This is a genomic window from Cytobacillus depressus (assembly GCF_008923245.1).
Lineage (GTDB): Bacteria > Bacillota > Bacilli > Bacillales > Cytobacillaceae > Cytobacillus > Cytobacillus depressus.
In genome coordinates, this window is sequence record NZ_WBOS01000013.1 from 1 (window position 1) to 22,063 (window position 22,063).

At 39.6% G+C, this 22,063-nt stretch carries 19 protein-coding genes and 1 rRNA gene; 4 read left to right on the forward strand and 16 right to left on the reverse strand.

Going from position 1 to position 22,063, the window contains the following annotated elements:
* Positions 1-100 (reverse strand): 16S ribosomal RNA (locus tag F7731_RS19175); the annotation flags it as partial.
* A 587-nt stretch (positions 101-687) separates the two neighbouring features.
* Here F7731_RS19175 and F7731_RS19180 point away from each other — a divergent pair.
* On the forward strand, positions 688-1,017 hold the full coding sequence (locus F7731_RS19180; protein WP_151536409.1) for a DMT family transporter: 330 nt from the start codon (positions 688-690) through the stop codon (positions 1,015-1,017).
* Positions 1,018-1,035: 18 nt separating this feature from the next.
* The gene (locus F7731_RS19185; protein WP_151536410.1) at positions 1,036-1,398 is read left to right on the forward strand and encodes a DMT family transporter; all 363 of its coding nucleotides are present in this window, start codon (positions 1,036-1,038) and stop codon (positions 1,396-1,398) included.
* Positions 1,399-1,424: 26 nt separating this feature from the next.
* Here F7731_RS19185 and F7731_RS19190 read toward each other — a convergent pair whose 3' ends face one another.
* The 8 genes from F7731_RS19190 to F7731_RS19225 all read right to left on the reverse strand — a co-directional run bounded on the left by F7731_RS19190 (position 1,425) and on the right by F7731_RS19225 (position 11,061).
* Positions 1,425-1,943 (reverse strand): hypothetical protein, encoded by a 519-nt coding sequence (locus F7731_RS19190; protein WP_151536411.1) that lies wholly within the window; start codon positions 1,941-1,943, stop codon positions 1,425-1,427.
* 26 nt (positions 1,944-1,969) lie between these two features.
* Positions 1,970-2,455 (reverse strand): hypothetical protein, encoded by a 486-nt coding sequence (locus tag F7731_RS19195; protein ID WP_151536412.1) that lies wholly within the window; start codon positions 2,453-2,455, stop codon positions 1,970-1,972.
* Positions 2,456-2,650: 195 nt separating this feature from the next.
* Complete coding sequence (locus F7731_RS19200; protein ID WP_151536413.1) at positions 2,651-4,594, reverse strand: GTP-binding protein; 1,944 nt, start codon at positions 4,592-4,594, stop codon at positions 2,651-2,653.
* 160 nt (positions 4,595-4,754) lie between these two features.
* A complete protein-coding gene (locus F7731_RS19205; protein WP_151536414.1) occupies positions 4,755-5,720 on the reverse strand; it encodes a TRM11 family SAM-dependent methyltransferase in 966 nt (321 codons plus the stop codon).
* Between the two features lie 162 nt (positions 5,721-5,882).
* The gene (locus tag F7731_RS19210; RefSeq protein WP_246197326.1) at positions 5,883-7,415 is read right to left on the reverse strand and encodes an AAA family ATPase; all 1,533 of its coding nucleotides are present in this window, start codon (positions 7,413-7,415) and stop codon (positions 5,883-5,885) included.
* A 468-nt stretch (positions 7,416-7,883) separates the two neighbouring features.
* Entirely contained in the window at positions 7,884-8,165 is a 282-nt protein-coding gene (locus tag F7731_RS19215; RefSeq protein ID WP_151536416.1) for a hypothetical protein, read from the reverse strand.
* Positions 8,166-8,324: 159 nt separating this feature from the next.
* The gene (locus F7731_RS19220) at positions 8,325-10,400 is read right to left on the reverse strand and encodes a HAMP domain-containing sensor histidine kinase (protein ID WP_151536417.1); all 2,076 of its coding nucleotides are present in this window, start codon (positions 10,398-10,400) and stop codon (positions 8,325-8,327) included.
* Positions 10,375-11,061, reverse strand: a complete 687-nt coding sequence (locus tag F7731_RS19225; RefSeq protein ID WP_151536418.1) for a response regulator transcription factor — start codon at positions 11,059-11,061, stop codon at positions 10,375-10,377. The genes F7731_RS19220 and F7731_RS19225 overlap by 26 nt, the downstream gene beginning before the upstream one ends.
* Before the next feature lie 312 nt (positions 11,062-11,373).
* Between F7731_RS19225 and F7731_RS19230 the strand changes: the two genes are divergently transcribed.
* Positions 11,374-13,287: a PhoX family protein gene (locus F7731_RS19230; RefSeq protein ID WP_151536419.1), complete on the forward strand. Its 1,914-nt coding sequence runs from the start codon at positions 11,374-11,376 to the stop codon at positions 13,285-13,287.
* Positions 13,288-13,447: 160 nt separating this feature from the next.
* Here the strand turns inward: F7731_RS19230 and F7731_RS19235 are convergent, their stop codons facing one another.
* The 3 genes from F7731_RS19235 to F7731_RS19245 all read right to left on the reverse strand — a co-directional run bounded on the left by F7731_RS19235 (position 13,448) and on the right by F7731_RS19245 (position 16,003).
* Entirely contained in the window at positions 13,448-14,218 is a 771-nt protein-coding gene (locus F7731_RS19235; protein WP_170289751.1) for an SDR family NAD(P)-dependent oxidoreductase, read from the reverse strand.
* A 50-nt stretch (positions 14,219-14,268) separates the two neighbouring features.
* Positions 14,269-15,054 carry an SDR family oxidoreductase gene (locus tag F7731_RS19240; protein WP_151536420.1) on the reverse strand — a complete coding sequence of 262 codons (786 nt, stop codon included), beginning with the start codon at positions 15,052-15,054 and terminating at the stop codon, positions 14,269-14,271.
* 211 nt (positions 15,055-15,265) lie between these two features.
* A complete protein-coding gene (locus tag F7731_RS19245) occupies positions 15,266-16,003 on the reverse strand; it encodes an SDR family NAD(P)-dependent oxidoreductase (protein ID WP_151536421.1) in 738 nt (245 codons plus the stop codon).
* A gap of 192 nt (positions 16,004-16,195) precedes the next feature.
* Here F7731_RS19245 and F7731_RS19250 point away from each other — a divergent pair, with 192 nt between their 5' ends.
* Entirely contained in the window at positions 16,196-16,801 is a 606-nt protein-coding gene (locus tag F7731_RS19250) for a TetR/AcrR family transcriptional regulator (RefSeq protein WP_151536422.1), read from the forward strand.
* Between the two features lie 157 nt (positions 16,802-16,958).
* On the opposite strand, the gene F7731_RS19255 is transcribed toward F7731_RS19250, so the two are convergent.
* From F7731_RS19255 to F7731_RS19270, 4 genes are all read right to left on the reverse strand, one after another.
* Positions 16,959-18,245, reverse strand: a complete 1,287-nt coding sequence (locus tag F7731_RS19255) for a DUF4179 domain-containing protein (RefSeq protein ID WP_151536423.1) — start codon at positions 18,243-18,245, stop codon at positions 16,959-16,961.
* Complete coding sequence (locus F7731_RS19260; protein ID WP_151536424.1) at positions 18,238-18,774, reverse strand: sigma-70 family RNA polymerase sigma factor; 537 nt, start codon at positions 18,772-18,774, stop codon at positions 18,238-18,240. The genes F7731_RS19255 and F7731_RS19260 overlap by 8 nt, the downstream gene beginning before the upstream one ends.
* A gap of 198 nt (positions 18,775-18,972) precedes the next feature.
* Positions 18,973-20,442 carry a copper amine oxidase N-terminal domain-containing protein gene (locus F7731_RS19265; RefSeq protein WP_151536425.1) on the reverse strand — a complete coding sequence of 490 codons (1,470 nt, stop codon included), beginning with the start codon at positions 20,440-20,442 and terminating at the stop codon, positions 18,973-18,975.
* A 230-nt stretch (positions 20,443-20,672) separates the two neighbouring features.
* The gene (locus tag F7731_RS19270; protein WP_343032870.1) at positions 20,673-21,896 is read right to left on the reverse strand and encodes a CaiB/BaiF CoA transferase family protein; all 1,224 of its coding nucleotides are present in this window, start codon (positions 21,894-21,896) and stop codon (positions 20,673-20,675) included.
* Positions 21,897-22,063: the final 167 nt, after the last annotated feature.

The window sequence follows — 22,063 nt, forward strand, 5'->3', positions numbered from 1 at the left end:
CGCTAACTTTTGGGAGCAAGCTCCCGCAAGTTCGCTCGACTTGCATGTATTAGGCACGCCGCCAGCGTTCGTCCTGAGCCAGGATCAAACTCTCCAATAAATTGTGAGTTGATTAGCTCATTGAAGATAAGATAAACTTAGTAGTAAAACTAGTTCATTCTATCTTACTATAATAATAGATTTACGTTGACGTTTCTGTTTTGTTTAGTTTTCAAAGAACTACTTTTGACACAACTCTTATATCTTATCATCTCTTTAACTTGAAGTCAAACACTTTCTATTAATTTTTTTAAATTAATTTCGAAAGCATTTTTCACCAATTGAAATGAATTCCCCTAGAAGAAAAACCATTTATCTATCGGGACTTCCTATATTACTATTCTTATATAACGAAGTCAATAGCTTTTTAAAAATATTTTTCACATCTAATCTTCATCGCTATCAGTAATCTCTAGCGGGAATTAAAATATTACTATCTTTAAATAGAATAGTCAACACTTTTTAGAAGTTTTTTTGAGTTGTTATATAACTAGCTTTAATAGTTACTATTATACTTGTAAAATAGGACTTGTCCGTGCGCAAAATATTTCCCAGAGGAAGAAATAAAAAATGGGGACGATAAATATAATAAATAACCACTAGATTTCCTCATTATTTCTCTAGGACATAAGAAAGGCGGAATCATTTATGAATGCCTATGTACTATTAATCCTTGCAATTGTTAGTGAAGTGTTTGGCAGCTCGTTGCTTAAAGCTACAAACGGATTTAAGAGATTCCTTCCTTCTCTTGGCGTGATCATTGGATATGGGACTGCCTTTTATACCTTATCTTTAACGTTAAAAGCATTGCCATTAGGAATGGTATATGCAATTTGGGCCGGATTAGGGACAGCTCTTACTGCATGTGTAGGTTTGTTTTTGTATAAAGAAAGCTTTCATCTCAAAAAGTTTGTCGGATTGGTTCTTATTATAGGTGGAATTGTGCTTTTGAATTTCGCAAATGGCGTAGCTCTTTAATTATAAGGAGGAAGAAAAATGAAAAGTTATACGGCGTTAGCCTTCTCCATTATTAGTGAAGTGTTTGCAACCGTCATGCTCAAAATGTCAGTAGGATTTACTGTCTTGTTCCCCGCCATTGGTGTTATTGTTGGCTATGCGCTCTCCTTCTATTGTTTATCTTTATGCCTAAAGTCCATGCCATTGAGTTTAGCGTATGCGATTTGGTCGGGAGTCGGTACAGCTTTAACAGCGTTCATTGGTGTACTGATCTGGGGGGAGCTGTTCAACACTATGACATTATTTGGAGTTATTCTAATTATTGGCGGTGTCGTTCTCCTAAATTCATCCCATCATGAGAAAGCTGAGACAAGGGGACAGGACCCAATCCCAAATGACTAGCAAAGACACCCCTCCATCGTGTTCCGTTAACCCGACGATGGGGGCAAAGTAATGGATTGCATATGGCTCGATTGCAGTGCTTGCAAGGTTTCCTTTCCGAAAAACTCATTCATTTTTTGATCAATTTCATTTAGCATGGCATCATTTTCCCGCAGTGCCTCGCGAATATGATCAACAATCTCCAATGCATTCCTCCCGCTAATTTGTTTAGCGACCCGTTCCAGCAAAACTTTCGTATCATCGGAAAATCTCCGTGCAAAACTATGACATCTGACCATGTTATTTTGAAGAAAACTTGAATATTCAGGTGTAAAAGCACGGCGGATACAGCCTCTCATCCCTGCATAACCGTAAGAAACTTCTGAAGCTGCACGATAAAGCAAAATCATTCCATCCGCGCGGCTTGATTCTGGATGCAGTCTTAATTCCGTCATATACGAAACTAATCGTCTTACGACTACTGAGCCTCGCTCTGTTGCTTCCCACCAGGCTAATAGATGCTGTTGCTCCTCTTCACTCATTTGAACAGAAGTATTTTGAGACATTAACCTTCTCTCCTTTGCTCAGCGTGTTAAAGACGCGGAACGGCCTGAACATTTTGGACACGCTTCAGAATTTCGCTCCATTCCGCTCCGAAAAGAGCTTTACCTAACCTAATTGCCTCATTAATTCTTTCAGCTATTTGGTCGTTTAATATCCGGCTTTGCTCAATTAAATAGTAAGTATCTGATGACACTTGCTCTGCTACTAGTTCAAAATTAGGTCTTATCTGTTTTTCGCTTATTCGCAATGTGTCCAGATCAAGAACAATCATTTCTTTATCGAGTAAGATTGTTCCGCCGCTACGAATCCGTTCAATTGTTCCTCTTACCGCATCAAAACCGTAGCCAATGTCAGCCACTGTCGCATGGTACGGATTAAGCCCTGGTGCGTTCCGTAATGAAGGAATTGAACGAAAACCCGTCGTTATCGAGCAAACGACTTCCTTAGCAGCCATTCCTTTCTCTAGGGCAACATCGATCGCGTCAAGGTATCCGTTCCAATGACTGTTCCCCATTATCAAAAAACCCCTCCCTTTTGCATATGAAAAAGCCTTCAAACTAAAATATTCAATCCTACTCTGTCCTTATGATTAATTTTACAGCAACAGAAGAAAACCGTTTCAAGATTAAGCAGACGGATTGGTTTATCTTTTTTCATTAAAAGTCTAAAAATAAAGCTGCCTCCTTTCGCTTGGAGACAGCCTTATCTATTATAAACAGTGCATCATTCCTTCAGCTTCATCCCATTTTACCGAGAAGCCTTGTCCTTTTGCACAAAATATAGAAGTGGAACTAAAGTCAGGGTCAGCATTTTTATCATATCCAATACGTTCTATCACTTCTAGCTCGTTATGACAGCGATGATAGCCTGCAAAGGTTAAGCTGATACGGCCTTTTCCTTGTGTGAAGGAGGCAAGCACCGTACTGTAATCCATAAAGGTCGCGACAGGAACAATTCCCGTTAAGATCGCCTTTTCTCCCTCCGTAACCAGGGGGTCAAAGCTGCCATAGGCTGTTTGGATGTCCGACAAGACCCTTCCCATCTGATCCATTTCCACTTTAATCTTGAATTGATAATAGGGCTCAAGCAGAATGTTGCTGGCCTTTTCCAGTCCTTGCCTTAAGGCACGGTAAGTGGCTTCCCGAAAATCGCCGCCATGAGTGTGCTGATTGTGAGCCCTTCCAGTTAATAGCGTAAACTTTATATCTGTTAGCGGTGATCCAGTCAGCAAGCCGTGAAGCTCTCGTTCATAAACATGCTGGCCAACTAAATTTTGATATCCAATTGATAAATCATCTGTATGGCACTTGCTTTCAAAGGAAATTCCACTATTTCTCTTTCCAGGCTCTAGCTTAACATGAACTTCTGCATAATGACGAAGCGGCTCGAAGTGACCATACCCTATTACCTCTGTTTCTATGGTTTCCTTATAGAGAATCTCCGGCTTTTCAAAAGAAATCTTTAAACGAAACCGGTCCCGAACGACTTTCTCTAACACTTCCAGCTGAATCGCCCCCATCACATGAAGGTGGATTTCCTGCAAACGCGCTTCCCATGTGACATTCAGTGAGGGATCCTCCGCTTCAAGCATGCGAAAATACCGTAAAGCCTCTTTCACATTCACTTCAGGCTCAAACACCACTTTCGATCGGAGAGTTGGAATCATTTCATATACCGCTTTTTCCTTTAAGGCACCGACCCCATCACCGACTAAAGGCTTAGTAAGTCCGGTAACAGCAAAAAGCTCGCCAGCACAAACCTGATTCATTTGATCATATTGGCTTCCATTATAACGACGAATTTGTGTTACTTTTTCTGCTAATCCATCCCCATAGGAGATTTCATCCCGTACATTTAATGTGCCGCTAAGCGCCTTTATAAAAGTGACTCTCGTGCCACTTTCTTCATATCGGACTTTATAGACGCGACCAGCAAAAGGTTCACTAATTGGGAAATTAGTAACTGATAATAATTCAAGTTTTTCAAGAAAACTCTTCACTCCTACATCCTGAAGGGCCGAGCCACTTGCGGAAGGGAAAATTCCGGCTGACTGTATCATCCTTTGCATTTTTTGCAGCCAGAGTTGGGAATCATAGCCCTTTTCCATATAATAATCTAATAATTCTTCATCCCGCTCTGCAATGAATTCAATTAATTCATTCTTCATTATTCCATCTGTCAAGGACGCTGAAATATCGCAAACATCAGCCGATAAACTAGTGCGAATCTCATCTAAAACCCGGTCGACATTTGCACCAGTTCTATCAATTTTATTTATAAAGAAAAATGTTGGAATGCTATGCTTTTTTAACAGATTCCAAATTGTTTCTGTATGCCCTTCTACTCCCTCTACTGCACTGACGACAATAATGGCAACGTCCATCACTTGAATCGCCCGTTCCATTTCGGGAGAAAAATCAACATGCCCTGGAGTATCGATGAGATAGTAGGTCGAATCTCCAAATCCAAAGATTCCCTGATCAGCAAAAACAGTAATACCACGCTGCCTTTCAATCTCATGGCTGTCTAGAAAGGCGTTCTGATGATCAACCCGTCCTCGATTTTTAATACTTTTCGTATGGAAAAGCAACTGCTCCGAAAAAGTCGTTTTCCCCGCGTCTACATGTGCTAATATTCCAATCGTTTTATTCATTTCTATATTAACGCCCCTATTCTATCCTCGCTCTGTTCCAATTAATTATCATTATAACAAGTAGAAGGGATGTGGGAATAGTGACCATGAACAAGAAGGACAGGCCGATTGGTTTTATCTTTTTCAAAAGAGTTGGGCGGGGACCATGTCCCCTTTTTGCCTACTCACACACAATTATTTCGCGAGTAAATGCCCCTTTCACAACGACAGCCCGGTCCATAATAACAAATCCCGTATGAATGAGAATGTCATCGATTGGTTCAACGGTTACCACTACCACTTTTTTTGCAAACCTGCGCGCACTTTGGAGCATTTCTGACTTCTCTTCTAGCGTGATGACGGAACATAAATTATAGGGTAGATCAATAATGGCCACATCATATTTATTGGTGATGTCACGAATATCTGCTAATTTTACTTCTCCAGAAAACCCGAAATGGGCGATATTCTCTCTAGCTCCGCGAAGAACAAGCGGGTTCCTGTCGCTCCCCACTATATCAATCCCCATTGATAAAGCTTCCACAAGTACGGTTCCAATTCCACAGCAAGGGTCAATCGCCTTGATCCCATTTGGATTAGGGATGGCGATATTTACAACGGCTCTTGCCACGCGTGTATTAAGCGCGGTGGAATAACTATGCGGTTTCTGTTGATGCCGAAACCAAACGGGCTCACTTTCAACATAATCACCGAATATCCATTTTCCGTTTACCGCCATGACGCCAAACAATCGCTGTGGGTGATGAAGATCAGCTGTACCATTCATATGCAGTCCAATTTCCTTCTCGATCGCACGCCGTTTTTCAAATCCTGCCTTTTCAGTCTTTGAGGGACCGCCATTTTTGACATAGATGACTTTAAACGTTTCACCTGTTACATGTAAGGTTGCCACTTGCTTAAGAAGATCTTGAAAGCTATCCTCTTGAAAAATCACAGAAATTCTTTCCTTTATGAAGGGACTACGGCTTGGATCCATTTTTACATGGCTTTTCACAAGGCCCATTTGAGGATCACTCCCCAATAATGTCCGCAATTCCAAATCGCATAAGGAGCGTTCCTCCTCATAACAAGCGTAAGTATATAGATAGGTCGATTGTTTATTGTGTAAATTATCCAAAGATACCATCCTTTAATTGGTCAACGTTAGCATTACCTAAATGCTATCATAATAGAAACTAAAAGACCTTATCTAGTTATACTCCGTTTTACCGCAGCAAGTCTAAATAAGGTTTGTAAGCGTAGAAATAAATATAAAGGTTTATCCGGCTTATATATTTTCAATCAAATTTTAGGCGGGGGATTCCATTTGATTCTGTCCAACCAGCCGATTATATATCTGATCTATCTCCTCGCCGGTTAAATCGCCCTGTTTTAGCAGCTCCTCCGCAATGGCGTGGACAAAGCCAGCATTCTCCAGTACTAGCTTCTTTACTTTGTTCATTTCATCCTTAAGCAGCTCATTGATTTTAGAGCGGAGAGACTTAAGTGCTTCAATTTGATTTCCTACCGCGAGAAAACTGAAGAGATCATCGCCCATGCCTACTGCACCCAGGTAAGCGCCAGCTAACAGTGTAGCGTGCTTGAGGTCAGAAGTGACACCGTTTAATTTCTTGCCAAGGAATTCTTCTTCGACTGCCCGGGCTGCCAGACAGACTTGGATCTCAGCCAAAATCTCGCTATCACTTCGGTTATATCGTTCATGCCTTGGCTTGGTAGCTGCGAGACCGAGCGCTCCTCCCCGACGAATAATGGTTACCTTCCAAACCCGTTCATGCGGCTTTAGCAAGTACTGGGCAACCGCATGGCCTGCTTCATGATAAGCGACATTCCTCTTCTCGTCATCACTCATGGACCGGAGCGGCTGCTTGAGGCCCCACTCATACGTCTCCATGGCAGCACGGAAATCCTCGTAATTGGAAACCGGAGCGCCCCGCTGATGAGCAATGACAACCGTCTCGTTAACAATGTGTTTTATCTGAGCGGGACTATAACCGATCGTGTCGAGAGCAGCACGTTCAGGAGTGAGCCCTGCGTCACGCTTGATCCGCTTGAGGTAGTATTGGAAAACATCCACCCGACCATCATAGTCTGGGGAATCGACCCAGAGCTTCCTGTCAAAACGTCCGGGCCTGAGAAGTGCTTTATCGAGTACGTCAGGCAGGTTAGTCGCTCCGATTGTAAGCACTGGCAGCCGCTCCGCTTTCTTCTTCCTTAAGCCAAGTGAACGAAGCAACTTAGCAAACCAGTTATTGTCAATGTTCGGCGGGTCCATCTGTAAGAGCAGCTCGTTAAGAAGACCGGCGCCGCCCATCCCCATCATTCCTCCCATCATTCCTCCACCTCCCTGCCTGCTCATACCGATGGCGTCGATTTCGTCAATGAAGATGATGCAGGCACCATACACCCTTGCAAGCTTCCGGGCCTTCTTGTAGAGACCCATCACTTTTAAATTGCCGACGCCGAAGAACATGTTTTGAAAGCTAGGAGCAGACGCATACGCAAAAGGTACCTGTGCTTCATTGGCAATGACTTGAGCGAGATAGGACTTGCCGGTACCAGGAGGGCCACAGAGCAACAACCCCCGGACGGCCTCTCCCCCCATTTCCTTAAACTCTTTTACGCCCTTGAGCAGGGTGACAATCCGCTTGGCATTTTCAACTATCTCGGGGTTACCGCGATAATCATCCCAGGAAGATCCCGTTTCGCCAGGCAAAATCCAATACGTGCGTCCCCGCGCTAAAAACCAAAAAAGAGCAACGAACTGAACGATCATGAAACTCATCGCGAACAGCATCTGCATGGCAAAACTGAGAATCCTCAAAGCGATCCCCCAAGCTGTCGGTCCTCCTGCCCATAACAACATCCCGAGTGCAACGAGGACTGCCAACCAAAGAAGGAGTTTACGCCATTTAATCCACCGATATGCCCTCATGGACTCACTTCCTTTACAGTATTTTGCTATATTAAAAATTGTAAGATACGAAGTACTTAATACTTTAAGTAGAATTCTAAATGGCTACGTTTCCGAAGAGTTAAGACGAGGATTGATCTAATTAAAGTCCGAGGGTCAAAAAAAAGCATCTTTTAAGTATCAAAATGCTTTCCCTGAACATATAAATATTGTGATGTGTTAATGTTCCACCTTTGGTTAAACTCGACAGTTGAACACACCCTAGAAACACCATTAAATGATAATCTTTCACATTTTCATTTCGGTATTTTCCAATTTAGAACTGTACCATTTATTATCTAATCCACTTTTATTTAATAAAATTCCATCAAAAAAAGCCTAGGCCTTCCATTTATTCTTGATCTGTAATAAATAGTTAAATATGACACCAAGAGCACCAATATAGAAAAAGATTAAGAGGATCCATCCTGTAGGATCAATTGGCATAATGTTCATGAGAAATATCAGCGGGAACACATAATATAGAATGTCTTTTAGATATTCTAATATTATTTTGGGGGAGAACGATTTTGTTGCCAATGACCGGAAAAAACCAATAAGGAAATCAATTATCATAAGACCCAGAACAGCCCAAATCGCGTAAAGCATCCAACCTGCCATTTCATTCACCTCCCTTAAAAAAGTACTGTATTTTATGCAACAGGTAACCATTTTGCTTGTTCTTTTTAAGAGAGGAAAAATTATTTTTGTGATAAAGTGAAAAGCAAAAAAGAATAGGACATCCCTTCGATATCCTATTCCCGTAATTTTTCTAAAGATTCATTCCTGATCATTTTTATATTTAGGCATATAGATCATCGTCTTAAATAAATCTCCATCAATTTGGATAGTGAATTTACCCTTTTGTATATCTGTTAAACTTTCGGCAATAGATAGCCCCAATCCGCTGCCTTGGCTAGATCGGGATTCATCACCCCTTTTAAACCGCTCCATTAATTCGTTTGCGGAGATATTGAGCTCATAGGCTGAAATATTTTTAAAGGTGAGGAGGATTTCGTTGCCTACATCCTCAATATCGATATAGACTCTCGATCCTTTGAGCGCATATTTAAATATATTGGATAATACGTTTTCAATGGATCTCCATAGTAATTTTCCGTCTGCATGAATATAAACCTTTTCCGTAGGGTAATTGAACCTAAATTCTAAACCTTGCTCTTCAATTTTATCACTAACTTCCCCTAGACCCTGGTTGATTAACGATCCAATATCAATTCGCTCCAACTGAACCGGAATATTTCCGCTTGAGGCCTTAGCTGCTTCAAATAAATCATCAGTCAGTATTTTTAACCGCTGCGATTTTTGATCCAATACTTCGACATATTCCGCTACCTTCGCTGGGTCCTTTTCCGTTTTAAGTAAATCCACATAGGTAATAATAGAAGTTAGAGGTGTTCTTATATCATGGGAGACATTCGTGATTAGTTCTGTTTTTAACCGTTCACTTTTTAGTTCGTTATCAACCGCCTTTTTCAAACCATCGGTGATGCCGTTTATGTTTGCGGCTAGTTTACTAAACTCTCCTTTTCCGCCCACATCAATGCTATGATGAATATCCCCATCCATTATTCTCTCTACCCCTTCCTTTATGGCATTAAATGACTTGATTCTTCTTAAGGAAAACCAAGCGGCGAGACCTAAAGTGATAGGGAACATGAAAAATGTTAAAGCAATCAATATTGGATAGCCAATAACGATTAGAACCGTCTTTACCGCAATATTTCCGTTCTCATATATATCCCTTACAAACTTAAACAGCATCAAGAAGAATTTATAGATTAACGTATGCTTGAAAAACGTTCTACTTTTGATATGCCTTACTAGAGATAGAATCAGCGTGAACCCTGCTGCTGAAATCGGAATCGTGATCGGTATGACTGCTTTGTCCATATTTGTAAAACCCACAGAGTCCATCATGGCAACCCATATCACCGTAAGTCCCGAGAATAGGAAAATGTTAATATCAACATATAATTTATCTACTGCATGCAAGTGTACCTCTTGGTCCTTAAATGACTTTCTTCCGGTCACGATGATTAAGTATAAAAATAAAAGAATGAACCCTGTGAAAAATCCTATTAATTGATAATAGCCTTTTGTGGCACTCGCTTTATTTTCCTGCCATTCTTTTTCTTTGTTATTTAAAAATTTCTCTGTAAAAGCAACAAACACAGCCTGATCTTTCGGATCCAATTCTTCTGTATTTCCCCAATAGAAGTAATTATCTTTATCTATTTCTTTTGGGTAAATTTCTCTTGAATAGCCCTCAAATACCATGTAAGCGGGATACGTTTTAAACTGCCCCTTTTCCGTCTGCGTGCTGTTCTTATATACATTGACCCCATCAGTGGCATAATATAAAGGATCTTTCACCTCTTTTATCCTTTGCAATAATGAATGAAATTCTCTTAAGTCATCCTTAACCAGCCGATCTTTTGCCTGAGAAATCCTATCTCCATACTCTTCTTTAAACTTTTCATAGTTTTCCGCTTCACCTAAATTCGGATTATAACTCTTCGAATTTTCAGAGTAACTTAAGTATAAATCCTCTTCTTCGCTTCTTAATTCATCCTCACTGACCGTTCCTCCATTTAAAATATGTTCCTCGCTCTTATATTCCTTGATCAGTCTAGAGAGTCCGCTAACGAGCGCATCATTTTCCCAAAGAAATGACTGGCTATGAAGATAATTGTCTTCAAAAACGATTTCAAAATTATTATGGATATCTAACTTGACAGCTGCTTGGATGGCACCCGTAAAACATGTAATCATCATGAGAAAAACAATAATTTTTGTTGTGATTCCGTGACTATATTTTTTCAACTTTATATCCAACTCCCCACACCACCTTTAAATATCTGGGCTCTTTCGGATTGATTTCGATTTTTTCTCTAATTTTTCTAATATGGACGCTGACCGTATTTTCCGGACTGAAGGCTGTTTCATTCCATACTTTTTCATAAATTTCTTCGATGGAGAATACTCTGCCAGGGTTTGCGGTCAGAAGCTTTAATATTTTGTATTGAACCGGTGTTAGGTGAACTCCTTCTCCATCGACCGTTATCGTTTTGCTTTCATCGTCAATGACAAGGCCACCCGTTTTAAAAATGTGTTTCTTTTCTTCAAGCCCGCCTAGTGTTGTGTACCTTCTTAGCTGTGATTTCACTCTTGCGATCAGCTCTAAAGGATTAAAAGGTTTCGTTATGTAGTCATCTGCCCCAATATTTAATCCTAATATTTTGTCATAATCCTCCGATTTGGCGGAAAGCATGATCAATGGAATTTTATTATTTTCTCGAATCTTCATGGTCGCTTTCATTCCATCCATCTTAGGCATCATAATATCCATGATAATCAGGTGAATCTCCTGATCGTCGATGATTTCGATTGCCTCTATTCCGTTATAAGCTTTGAATATTTGATAGCCTTCATTTTCTAAGTAAATCCCAATCGCATCCACAATCGCCTGATCATCATCACATACTAATATGTTCATAAACATTCACTCCTGTATATGGCCGATCTCCCCTTTATTTTTGCTTCTAAGGAAATGATAGCCAATAAATCTTAACAAACTCTTTATGTAAATCTTAAGATTTTCTTATGATTAATAATAGAGAGACAAAATGAAATAAATCAGTAAATATTATGTTGGGACATTTCACACCGGAGCAAGTCCCACTTTTTGCCCTAATTTACAATCCTGTAGCAATTTCTAACAATCTCTTAATATGACAGTAACAAAAACTTTAAGTTCCCCGATTATGATGGCATTGTACAAATCATTCTTAATGGGGGTTGGAATCAAGTGAAAAAACATCTAGCATTCACACTAGCAGCTACACTACTATTTCCATCAGCTGCGGCAATTCAAGCTGCTCCGAAACAAGCTGAGGCACAAGCATATTCCTTTAATGGAATGGATGCGCCGAGAACCATTGAGGAAATGTCCAAAGCCTATACAAATGCGACAATTGACGTGAAATATAGTGATGGAACAACGAAGTCATTTCCGCTTCGATACGAAAAGCTTTTTAAATCGACAGATACTTTTGGTAAAAACGGTAAACAGATTCCGGCTGGAACGCCAATTGATGCAAAAGGCAACCCAATTATGGATCACAGTGTTCCAAATGATCCTGTTCCATTTATTTCAGACGCGCCAGATTCAAATAGTCTGCTAGAACCTCTTAATGGCACAAGCGGCAACCTTCATTTAGTTTCTCATTATGAGTATCACACCGTAGACCATTCTGGTTCAAGCGCTTATGGAAGAGTGCCCGCATCGATGTCTCTATCTACATTACAGCAGGATAAAAAAACGGGTAAACTCACTGTCGCTGGCGTGGAGAAAATTGATTTTTCTGAAACAAAGGGGCTTTGGATCCCATGCAATGGGTCACTTTCTCCATGGAACACTCACCTTGGATCTGAAGAGTACGAGCCAGATGCGCGAATCTTTGAAGAGGAACAAGGAACAGATAAAGACTCTACTAACGTGAAAGCATTCGCGAACTATTACTTTGGAGAAGAAGGGGCCAAGATGGCTAATCCATATTGGTATGGATTCGTTCCTGAAGTAATCGTTCATCCAAACGGCAAAGCAAAAGCTGTGAAACATTACAGCACTGGACGCTTCTCGAAAGAGTTAATGAAAATGATGCCAGACAGTAAAACGGCCTATTTTGGAGATGACGGTTCCTATACTATGATGTTTATGTATATCGCTGACAAAGCAAAGGATCTTTCAAGCGGAACTTTATATGCAGCTAAATTCAACCAAACTGGAACAGAAAATGGCGGATCCGGCGATCTTTCTTGGATCAAGCTAGGTCATGCGACAGATCAAGAAATAGAACAGTATATTGCTAGCGACATTACTTTTAGCGACATTTTCGAAACTTCATCAGAACCGAAAGCAGGGTTTACGGCTATCAAAACATATGCCAATAAACAAAAGGTTGAATACTTGAAAGTGAAGCCTGGCATGGAAAAAGCCGCAGCCTTTCTAGAAACTCGCCGCTATGCAGCAACATTGGGCGCAACAAGCGAATTTAATAAAATGGAAGGTCTTGCACTGAATACGGCAGATAAAAAGGCTTATATGGCCATTTCCGATCAAAGTAAAGGGATGGAAGTCAACCCCGATGACCCACAGGATGATATCCGCCTGCCAAAAATTAAATCTGGTGTAACGTATGAACTGGATTTGCAAGCTGGACAAACAGATCGCAATGGCCAAAAGATTAACAGCAGCTATGTAGCCGCTTCTATGAAGGGAATCGTTGTTGGCGAGGACATGGACAAAGCCGACGAATATGGGAATACCGCTCATCCTGAGAAAGTGGCAAACCCTGACAATCTATCTTATTCAGATGCGATGAAGACACTCTTTATTGGTGAAGACAGCGGCATGCATACGAACAATTACGTTTGGGCCTATGATACTGAAACGAAAAAGCTGTCCCGTATTCTTTCAGTACCAGCTGGAGCAGAAGCAACAGGGTTAATGGCAGCTGATAATCGCAACGGATTCTCTTATATAATGAGTAACTACCAGCACCCTGGAGATGAACTGGAAGGGAAAAGTATTACAGCTGTAGATAAAGCAAAATTAATAGAAACAATTGACCGAGAGATTGGTGTGAACAAATCGGGGGATGTAGGTTATATTTCAGGCCTTCCTTCCTTGGAAAACATATCAAAGCCTGCGAAAAAGTAAGTTTGTCATAAATATCAGTTAAGGGGATATCAGATAAGTCCCTAAAGTAAAGGAAGTGGAGGAAAACGACTCGTTTTTCTCCACTTCCTTTTGTATTTTTTTCAATTTTCCTCTGAAAGTAGCCGGCGGATGCCTGCTAGGGAGTATATTTAAATTATAGTTAAACAGACGTAGCTCCTTGACCACCATCTATTCTGTAATAAGATCCGCTAATAAATGATGCTTTTTCAGAAGATAAAAATACCATTAAATCTGCAATTTCTTCTGCAGTTGCATATCGATTCATAGGAACTGATGCCTCAAATGCTTTCCTAGCTTCTTCTGCCTGATCACCCATTGCATTCTTTTCGATTCTTCTCATCATTTCTGTATTTACACCTGATGGAGCAACAGCATTCACACGAACCCCGTATTCAGCCATTTCGAGTGCTGCTGATTTATTTAAACCAATTACCGCATGTTTAGATGCAACATATGCGCTCATTCCTGGAGCTCCTAATAGACCACCATTTGAAGCTGTATTCACAACTGCCCCGCTCTTTTGCTCTTTCATAATTTGCAGGACATATTTTAACCCAAAGAAGGCGCCCATCACATTTACTCCAAATACATTATTGAAGTTTTCCTCTGTTTGTTCGGTTATATTTTTAAATTCGCCATTAATACCAGCATTATTGATAAAAACATCAATCTGTCCATAATGTTCTTGCGTCTTTTGAACATACTCTTTCACTTCATTTTCAACTGAAACATTTGCGGTAAGTAATAATATATCTTTGGCATCCACAGTCGCAGCCGCTTTTTCTAGTGACTCCCTCTTCAAATCTACTAAAGCTAACTTTGCCCCTTCTTTTGCAAATGCTTTTGCGGCAGCAATACCAATACCGCCAGCAGCACCAGTTATTAATACGACTTTGTTTTCAAACAGCATAATGATACCCTCCTTAGTATAAATCAGTAGATGAACCGTATCCGCACTACTTAATATTTATAAGATTGTCCGCCATCGATTGGAATAACAACTGCGTTAATGAAATTGGCTTGATCAGATAGCAGGAATGCCACCAAATAACCCACTTCCTCTGGTTTACCAAAACGTTTCATTGGGTTTGGCTCAACAAACTGTTTCCCTACTTCTTCCCAGTTGACTGGATCTATTTGTTTTAATGAACCTTCGACCATTGGTGTCATAATTGCTCCTGGTGCAATGGCTTTAATGCTGATTCCGTATTGACCGTATTCAATTCCGGAGTTTCTTGTTAATCCAACCACACCATGTTTGCTAGCTGCATATCCGGATTGGTTTCCTACCCCACGAATACCACCAACAGAAGCAGTATTAACAATAGAGCCAAAACCTTGTTCTCTCATGACTTTCAATACTTGTTTCAAGCCATAAAACACACCATTTAAGTTAACATTCACTACTTTTTGGAACTCATCAATGCCAAAATCCTCTGTTAGGTTTTGTTTTCCTTCGATCCCTGCATTGTTAAAAAAACCATCGATTTTCCCAAATCTCTCAACTGTTTCATTTACATAGTTTTCAACGGCTTTTTCATCTGCGACATTCGCAGTGATAAGCAACACTTCTGCTGTTGGTGCAACTTCTAACACTTTCCCTTTTGTTTCTTCTAATGAAGCAGCGTTTAAATCAACGAGTGAAAGTTTTGATCCTTCTTTTGCTACCTGTAAAGCTGAAGCTTGACCTAAACCAGATCCTGCACCTGTAATTAATACCACTTTCCCATCAAAACGATTGCTCATGAAAACTTCCCCCTTTTTTATCGTTACGATAAATAATTTATATCCCCTTGAATTATCTCAATTTAAAATATCTCTAATTAAGTGTATATAGCAGTGTAAAGCCATCTTTTCCTGCTTAGTTCCAGATAGTACGAGTAATTCCCCAAAGCTAGAATCACAAAGACTCGTTGCCTAATTCAAAATTGAAGCAAAAATCCGTCCCCATGATAAATTATTGAGCTGTATATCCACCATCAACGATTAAACTATTACCAGTCATGAATGAAGAATCATCAGAAGCCATGAATAAAACGGCTTTTGCCATTTCTTCTGCTTGCCCAAGGCGTTTCATCGGTGTCGCTGCTGATAAAACTTGCTTGCTTTCTTCCGGTATAATTGGTGTATCAATAAAACCTGGGCATAATGCGTTAACGCGAATATTTTGTTCTGCGTATTCGAGGGCAAGTGAACGAGTTAAGTTAATCACGCCACCTTTTGCTGCATTATAGGCTGCTGAACCAGGTGATCCAACCCAACCGTACATAGATGCCGTATTAACAATCGTACCGCCGCCTGTTTTTAACATTTCACGGATGGATTCACGCGCTACTAAGAAAACACCATCTAAGTCAACATTTACAGTATTACGCCATTCTGAATACTCTAATTCATGTGAAGGATGAACACGGCCGATTCCCGCATTGTTGAATACAACATCCGCTTTACCAAACGCTTCTACAGTTTGTTTGAAGATATTAGCGACTTCCTCTTCACTCGTAATATTTGCTTTAATAAAAAGAGCTTTAGCGTTAAGCGCTTTCAATTCTGCTTCAAAAGCTTTCCCTTTTTCTTCATTTAAATCAACAAGAACCACTTTGGCCCCTTCTGAAACGAATAAACGTGCTGTTGCTGCACCAATCCCAGATGCTCCCCCGGTAATTATAGCTACTTTGTCTTGTAGTTTTCCCATGCTAGATCCCTCCCAGTAAAATTCCCCTATCACATTCTAGTGGAAAGTGCTAGATAGATTTCATATCTGTACTATTTTATCCACAATTTAATTGTACTACTTTGTTTACATGAAACAATCATTAAGATATCATTAATTGTTTACTAATTAGACACTTATGATAAATCTGTCTATTTTGAAGGAGGATTTTTCATGAATATTAATCAAAATTCGACATCAAGAAGACAAAATCGGACAAAAGAACATTTAAAACAAGCCTTGATTGAACTCATTAAAGAGAAGGGGTACCATTCCGCTACTGTAAAAGATATCGTTGATTATGCCGCTTATAATCGCAGTACCTTTTATATCCATTATCAAGACAAAATTGAATTAGCTGAAGATTTACTTGTTTCCATGTTTTTAGGGTTAGAAGCTTCAGTAGGCAAACCATATGTTCCCGGCCGCAAAGTTTATACTTCGACTCTGGATGCACCATCCTTTAATATCGTTTCTTATATTTATAACAACCGGAATTTTTTTGAACTGATTAATTATCATGACACGTTACCGGGATTATACACACGCTTCCCTCAAACAATCTTAAAAATTTATCAGGAACAATTTATTTTCGAAACCATCAACAAGATCCCAGTCAATATGGATTATTTTAAACGTTATACAGCCTATGGCTTTTACGGACTCCTTCATCATTGGATCCAAAATGGCTTCAAAGAAACCAAAGAGGAATTTATTCAAGAAGTGATTGATCTAACGAAAACACATATTTACTCACTTGAGTTTATTGGAAATAACTAATAGGTGTCTGCCATCTTTTAAAACAGGGGCGATCCGTACGTAATAATATTGTGCACATTTTAAGAAACAAAAAATAAAGGGGCCCAGAAATTCAGTTAATCTGACTTTTTGGACAGCCCTTTTTCTGTATTTTTCTATATAAAAACATCAAGAAATTCTAATTAACCGGTATCTTCATTTTCATATTATATGATTTCATATAATGCATGCCCTCTATTAGAAGATATTTTGGCTCTATCTTTGTATCAAATAGCAATGTGCGTTCCTTTATAACTTTACCGTCTTCTTGATGTGTATAGGTTTGATTGACAATTGTTCTTAAAGGAGTCATTTCCTTTTGTGTTTGGATGGATACACCGTCAAGCATGACATCATCATCGGTAGCAATCGTTATTTCTACTCCTTGAGAAGTTACTGACACTTTTTTAATCCATAATTCCTTCCCGCTTAACGGAATCGGACGGTTACTTGCGGATGCTAGGGAGATCTTTTCTTCTAGCTTTTGATAGCCAACAAATTTTTTCATGACTAATTCAAGTGAATCGAGCTGCTTTGGCAATGCATCATAGCGAATATCAAACTTGACCCCATTTAGGGAAGATGAACTGCCTCCGCCCATTAATTCGACCGGCTTTCCATTCGCAATTAGTTCAATTCCATCTAATGCAGAGTTGACTCGATCAAAGTTTTCGACATTTAGCCTCCCTTTTATGATTGTCATTGTTGGTGAGGCTGTAATGGAATGAAATCTAATGGTGCCCTTGTCGACTTTAAATGTCTTTTTGAGCGGCTTTTTCAGCTCGGTTGCCATTGCTTTGTTCGGATTATATGGAAAAGAAAGATTGCCTTCAATCATCTGGTCATTTTGTACAGGCTGCCAAAAGTATAAAGTTAATTTTTTTGCAAATGGATTAACTGGTTCGAAAGACATCGTACCTTTAATCTCCGTTTGCTCATCATTGATGATGTACATACCACCTTCAACATTCGAATTTGTTAAAAAGCCAGTAATTCTTGATAGTCTAAAATGATCACTTGTACTTTCCATAATCCCTTTTGGATTAGATAATGTGTAATACATAACCAATTGATTAGAATCCGAAATAATTCCGTTAATGATAAGTTCCGTTCCATCTTCAAGCCTTGTCTTCTTATCGACGGGTTGCCCCATGCCTTTTTCATTGAGTTCTTTTATAGTACCAGTAGTTATTTCGTCAAAACCGAGCAATTTCTTGCCATAAAAAGCAAAAGCATTGTATTGGGTCCCCATCATAATGATCAATAATAAGGCGATTGCCGCTGCCAAAAAGCTAAATACAGGCCGTTTCGTTTTTTGGGGGGCATGATTTAAAGCATTTCTTAATCTCATTTCTAATTCATCCGGTGCTTGGATGGAATCTATATGCTTTTTCTCCTCGGCTAATCGTTGCTTGATGTTATTCACCAAAATCACCCCTATAATGATCTCTTAGCTTTTTCAATCCTTGGAAAATCCTTGATTTTACCGTTCCAATCGAAACAGATGTCATATCAGCAATGGTCTGGTAATCGAGATCATGAAAATATTTCAATTGAATCGCTTCTTTTTGCTGCTCGTTTATATGGCTAAACATTTCTTGAATATCCATCTGTTGATCACTTTTTAAATAAGGATCCTTCATTTGTGCATGACGAGGCGATTCCTCAGGCCAATCATCTATGAACACTAGCTTCCTTTGCTTTCGAAGCATGGATTTACAACTATTCGCCAAAATGGTCTTACTCCAGCTGTAAAAAGCCTCTTCCTTCTTAAGCTGATCAATTTTTTCATATAGCCTAACAATCATGTCCTCCATGGCGTCCATCGCATCATGCGAATTCCCCATGTAAGTGAGAGCTAGCCGATAATACTCATCCTTCTGCGCCATAATTAATTGTAGCAGCGCCTCTTTGCTCCCCTTTTTCGCCTTTTTCACTAATCGAACAACATTCATGCCTTCACCTCACTCACTTATAAGAGTCATGATGGGGGGATTAAGTTCATTTTTTAGAAAAGAATTTTTTTAAATAAAAAAAGTGCTATTCTTGCAATAGCACCTTGGGCAAATAATAAATATTTTAATTATACACTGCTTCATAGACTCTCATTTTTACCACACAATCCTAATCCACTCATTTCACTCTTTCAATATCTATTGCTTGTCTAATGGATAGAAAAGTAGATTAACCGGTAAGTCACTTCCCGATGCTGGGATAAAATAAATTAAGACTTCTTCCGCTATATTTTTCGTTCGATAAAGGACTACACCTTCATTAGAAGATGAAAGAACCCCTTGGTCAGGAAGACGAATTACATTCTCATTTACAGCAATTGAGCCGGCATACGAACCGCCTCGGCCATTAAATACAATAGTTGTATTAGGGGCGACCTTTTTCAAATGAATTTTATAAAGCATCCCCCGGTTTCCGTAGTTGATCTCCTCTAGCCCCGTCATTTTATCCACACCTTGGATATAAGGATCAACTTCTCCATCACCAATTAAGAGGCGTTGCTTCTTCGCTCCAAGTTCTTCGCTTACGCTAATTTCACGGTTTCCAGTCGAAAATGTGCCCCGTGTGTGCTTGCCATCTCGTAAAATATCTTGTAAAGACGGATATACTTTATCTAGTAGACTCGATTCTTTAAGCGCAATAATTTCAAGACTCACTTCAGATGAAGCAAAAATGTCGGCGTACATGGTGATTACATCTTTTGGTCTTAAAACTTTGTCGCTCAATTCAGGAATTAGAACTTTTTTACTCCCAGCTGGAATACGAACTGATGGCATGTCTATGCCGCGATGGAAATTCGATAAATATTGTCCTACAGACTCTTTCCCCGTAAATGCTGTATATGGATTGGGACCTCCCAAACCAATATTTCTCAAGGTAACATAACTATCCGTATCCCCTTTATTTTCAGCTATGACATACATTTTGGCACCTTCTGAAAGGCTGTTTTGTTGATGAACTAAAATTCGTGCATCACCGTTAATCTTGTCCTTATAATAAATACCTTCTTGTGTAATCTGCTCGGGGCTGTTATTGCGAATTAATGTAAACTGTTTATCGTCAACGATGGGATTAACACTGTCAAAGTTTAAAACTTCTCTCCCATTGATCATCATGATGTTTCCGATACTAGGTTCGATATTAAAAATGACCTCTATCTTGTTTTCTGCAAGTTTAGGTGTAACAGTTGCTCCGAAATGTTCAGCGATCGTCCTTAAAGGAAGCATTGTTGTTTGCTTATCTAGAAACGGCATACCGATAGGGAAAGTTTTTTCTTTGTTATCAAATGAATATACTTTAGAATTTACTTTTAACCGAAGACTCTTTCCATCTTTTGTTAAGGTAACATTCTTTGTTTTCGAATCATACACAGTTGTTGCCCCGATTACATCACCTAATGCACGTAAGGGAACATACGTGACACCATGCTTAATTTGGATTGGCGCTTGGGCATAGGTAACCTTGTTGTCGCTATAAATTTGTCGGGTGTTAACCAATAATGTAATTTTTTTCGTTGTTTCTGCATGACTTATAATCGGATTATGTACGAGCAATGGAGTAGAAAATAGTAAAGATAGCATCAATATGTGAAATAACCGTCTTCGTTTCATTGGTATATAACTCCCCCTACTTCTAAGTTACATAGAATTATAGTGTAAAATTGTGTAAAACGAAAACACTTTGTAATTATATTGCATTTTTTACAATTACATATTTTCTAATGACTTGCAATTTTTAGATGAGAAGCGGAAAAAAGCCGTCCAGTTAGTCATGAAAAATGGCTTACCGGACAGCTCTAGCTTATTTTTTGCATTAAGTTTTTATATCTGACACTAAAAATTCAAAGAGATGGTTTAACCGTGTCTCCTGTCATGATTATCCCTTTTTCCACCCAGGATTCAATTTGTTCCTCAGTATAGCCCAAGTCACTAAGAATCTCTTCGGTATTTGCCCCGCAATTAGGACCTGCCCACTTTACCTCACCAGGTGTTTCACTAAGTTTCGGAACGATGCCGGGCATGACAATATCACCTATTCGTTCATCAGGTATAGTAAGGAACATATCTCGTTCTTGATAATGAGGATCGGCCAAAATATCCTCGATATTGTAGATAGGACCGGCTGGGATGGAACCAGCATTTAATTGATCCATCACTTCCGACAAATTAAATTGTTGTGTCCATATCCCGATTTCTTTATCTAAACGGTCTGCTTCTTTTACACGTCCTTTATTGTCCTGGAGTAGCGGATCTTGCGCCAAGTCCTCCCGCCCCATTACTTTTATCAAGCGGTTAAATAGCGAATCACTATTCGCACCGATGGCAACCCATTTTCCGTCTTTAGTTGGATAAACATTTGAAGGGGCTGTGGAAACATGCTGGTTACCTGTTCGCTCTCTAATTTTGCTCATATGAACGTACTCGGGAACCATCCCTTCTAGGAAACTAAATACGGATTCATATAGGGCAACATCCACAACCTGACCTGTCTTTCCATTTTTAGCATCCCGATAATATAAGGAAAATAGGGTTCCAATGACCGCATAGAGAGCTGCTATCGTGTCCCCGATTGGAAGACCTACCCTTACTGGCGGGCGATCAGGAAAACCTGTCACATAACGTATCCCTCCCATAGACTCTGCGATATTTCCAAAACCGGGCAAATTCCGATAAGGACCTGTTTGACCAAACCCTGAAATACTTGTGATAACCAGCTTCGGATTAATCGCTTTCATCTCTTCATGTGATAATCGCCATTTTGCAAGTGTACCTGGTTTAAAGTTTTCTAGGACGACATCCGCATCTGCGATTAACTCTCTAACAATATCTTGGCCTTCTATCGTACGCAAATTAACAGAGATGGATCGTTTATTCCTCGTTTGTACCATACTCCAATAAGAGTCTTGACCTGGAGCATGGAGTCCCCATTGCCGAAGTTGGTCCCCTTCAAGAGATTCCACTTTAATGACTTCAGCCCCAAACTCACCTAAAAGTCTTGAAGCAAATGGCCCAGCTACAAATGCACCTAATTCAATGACTCTAATTCCTTCCAATGGCTTTTTCAAAATAATTCCCTCCTATTTATTAATAACAAAGCAGTTTAGACTACCTTTTCCACTTTGTTTTCATTTATTACTTTTTAAGGATGCAAATTTCGTGCCAATAAGGAAACTTACGTCAAAGAACGAAAACCATTCACTATTAATATGTATTCGGCCTGTTAACTATAACC

What these genes read in the sequence shown, in the direction of transcription:
- F7731_RS19180 (WP_151536409.1), top strand. Translation starts at nt 688, where the DNA reads ATGAATGCCTATGTACTATTAATCCTTGCAATTGTTAGTGAAGTGTTT.
- F7731_RS19185 (WP_151536410.1), top strand. Translation starts at nt 1,036, where the DNA reads ATGAAAAGTTATACGGCGTTAGCCTTCTCCATTATTAGTGAAGTGTTT.
- F7731_RS19190 (WP_151536411.1), bottom strand. Translation starts at nt 1,943, where the DNA reads ATGTCTCAAAATACTTCTGTTCAAATGAGTGAAGAGGAGCAACAGCAT.
- F7731_RS19195 (WP_151536412.1), bottom strand. Translation starts at nt 2,455, where the DNA reads ATGGGGAACAGTCATTGGAACGGATACCTTGACGCGATCGATGTTGCC.
- F7731_RS19200 (WP_151536413.1), bottom strand. Translation starts at nt 4,594, where the DNA reads ATGAATAAAACGATTGGAATATTAGCACATGTAGACGCGGGGAAAACG.
- F7731_RS19205 (WP_151536414.1), bottom strand. Translation starts at nt 5,720, where the DNA reads ATGGTATCTTTGGATAATTTACACAATAAACAATCGACCTATCTATAT.
- F7731_RS19215 (WP_151536416.1), bottom strand. Translation starts at nt 8,165, where the DNA reads ATGGCAGGTTGGATGCTTTACGCGATTTGGGCTGTTCTGGGTCTTATG.
- F7731_RS19225 (WP_151536418.1), bottom strand. Translation starts at nt 11,061, where the DNA reads ATGAACATATTAGTATGTGATGATGATCAGGCGATTGTGGATGCGATT.
- F7731_RS19235 (WP_170289751.1), bottom strand. Translation starts at nt 14,218, where the DNA reads ATGCTGTTTGAAAACAAAGTCGTATTAATAACTGGTGCTGCTGGCGGT.
- F7731_RS19240 (WP_151536420.1), bottom strand. Translation starts at nt 15,054, where the DNA reads ATGAGCAATCGTTTTGATGGGAAAGTGGTATTAATTACAGGTGCAGGA.
- F7731_RS19245 (WP_151536421.1), bottom strand. Translation starts at nt 16,003, where the DNA reads ATGGGAAAACTACAAGACAAAGTAGCTATAATTACCGGGGGAGCATCT.
- F7731_RS19250 (WP_151536422.1), top strand. Translation starts at nt 16,196, where the DNA reads ATGAATATTAATCAAAATTCGACATCAAGAAGACAAAATCGGACAAAA.
- F7731_RS19260 (WP_151536424.1), bottom strand. Translation starts at nt 18,774, where the DNA reads ATGAATGTTGTTCGATTAGTGAAAAAGGCGAAAAAGGGGAGCAAAGAG.
- F7731_RS19265 (WP_151536425.1), bottom strand. Translation starts at nt 20,442, where the DNA reads ATGAAACGAAGACGGTTATTTCACATATTGATGCTATCTTTACTATTT.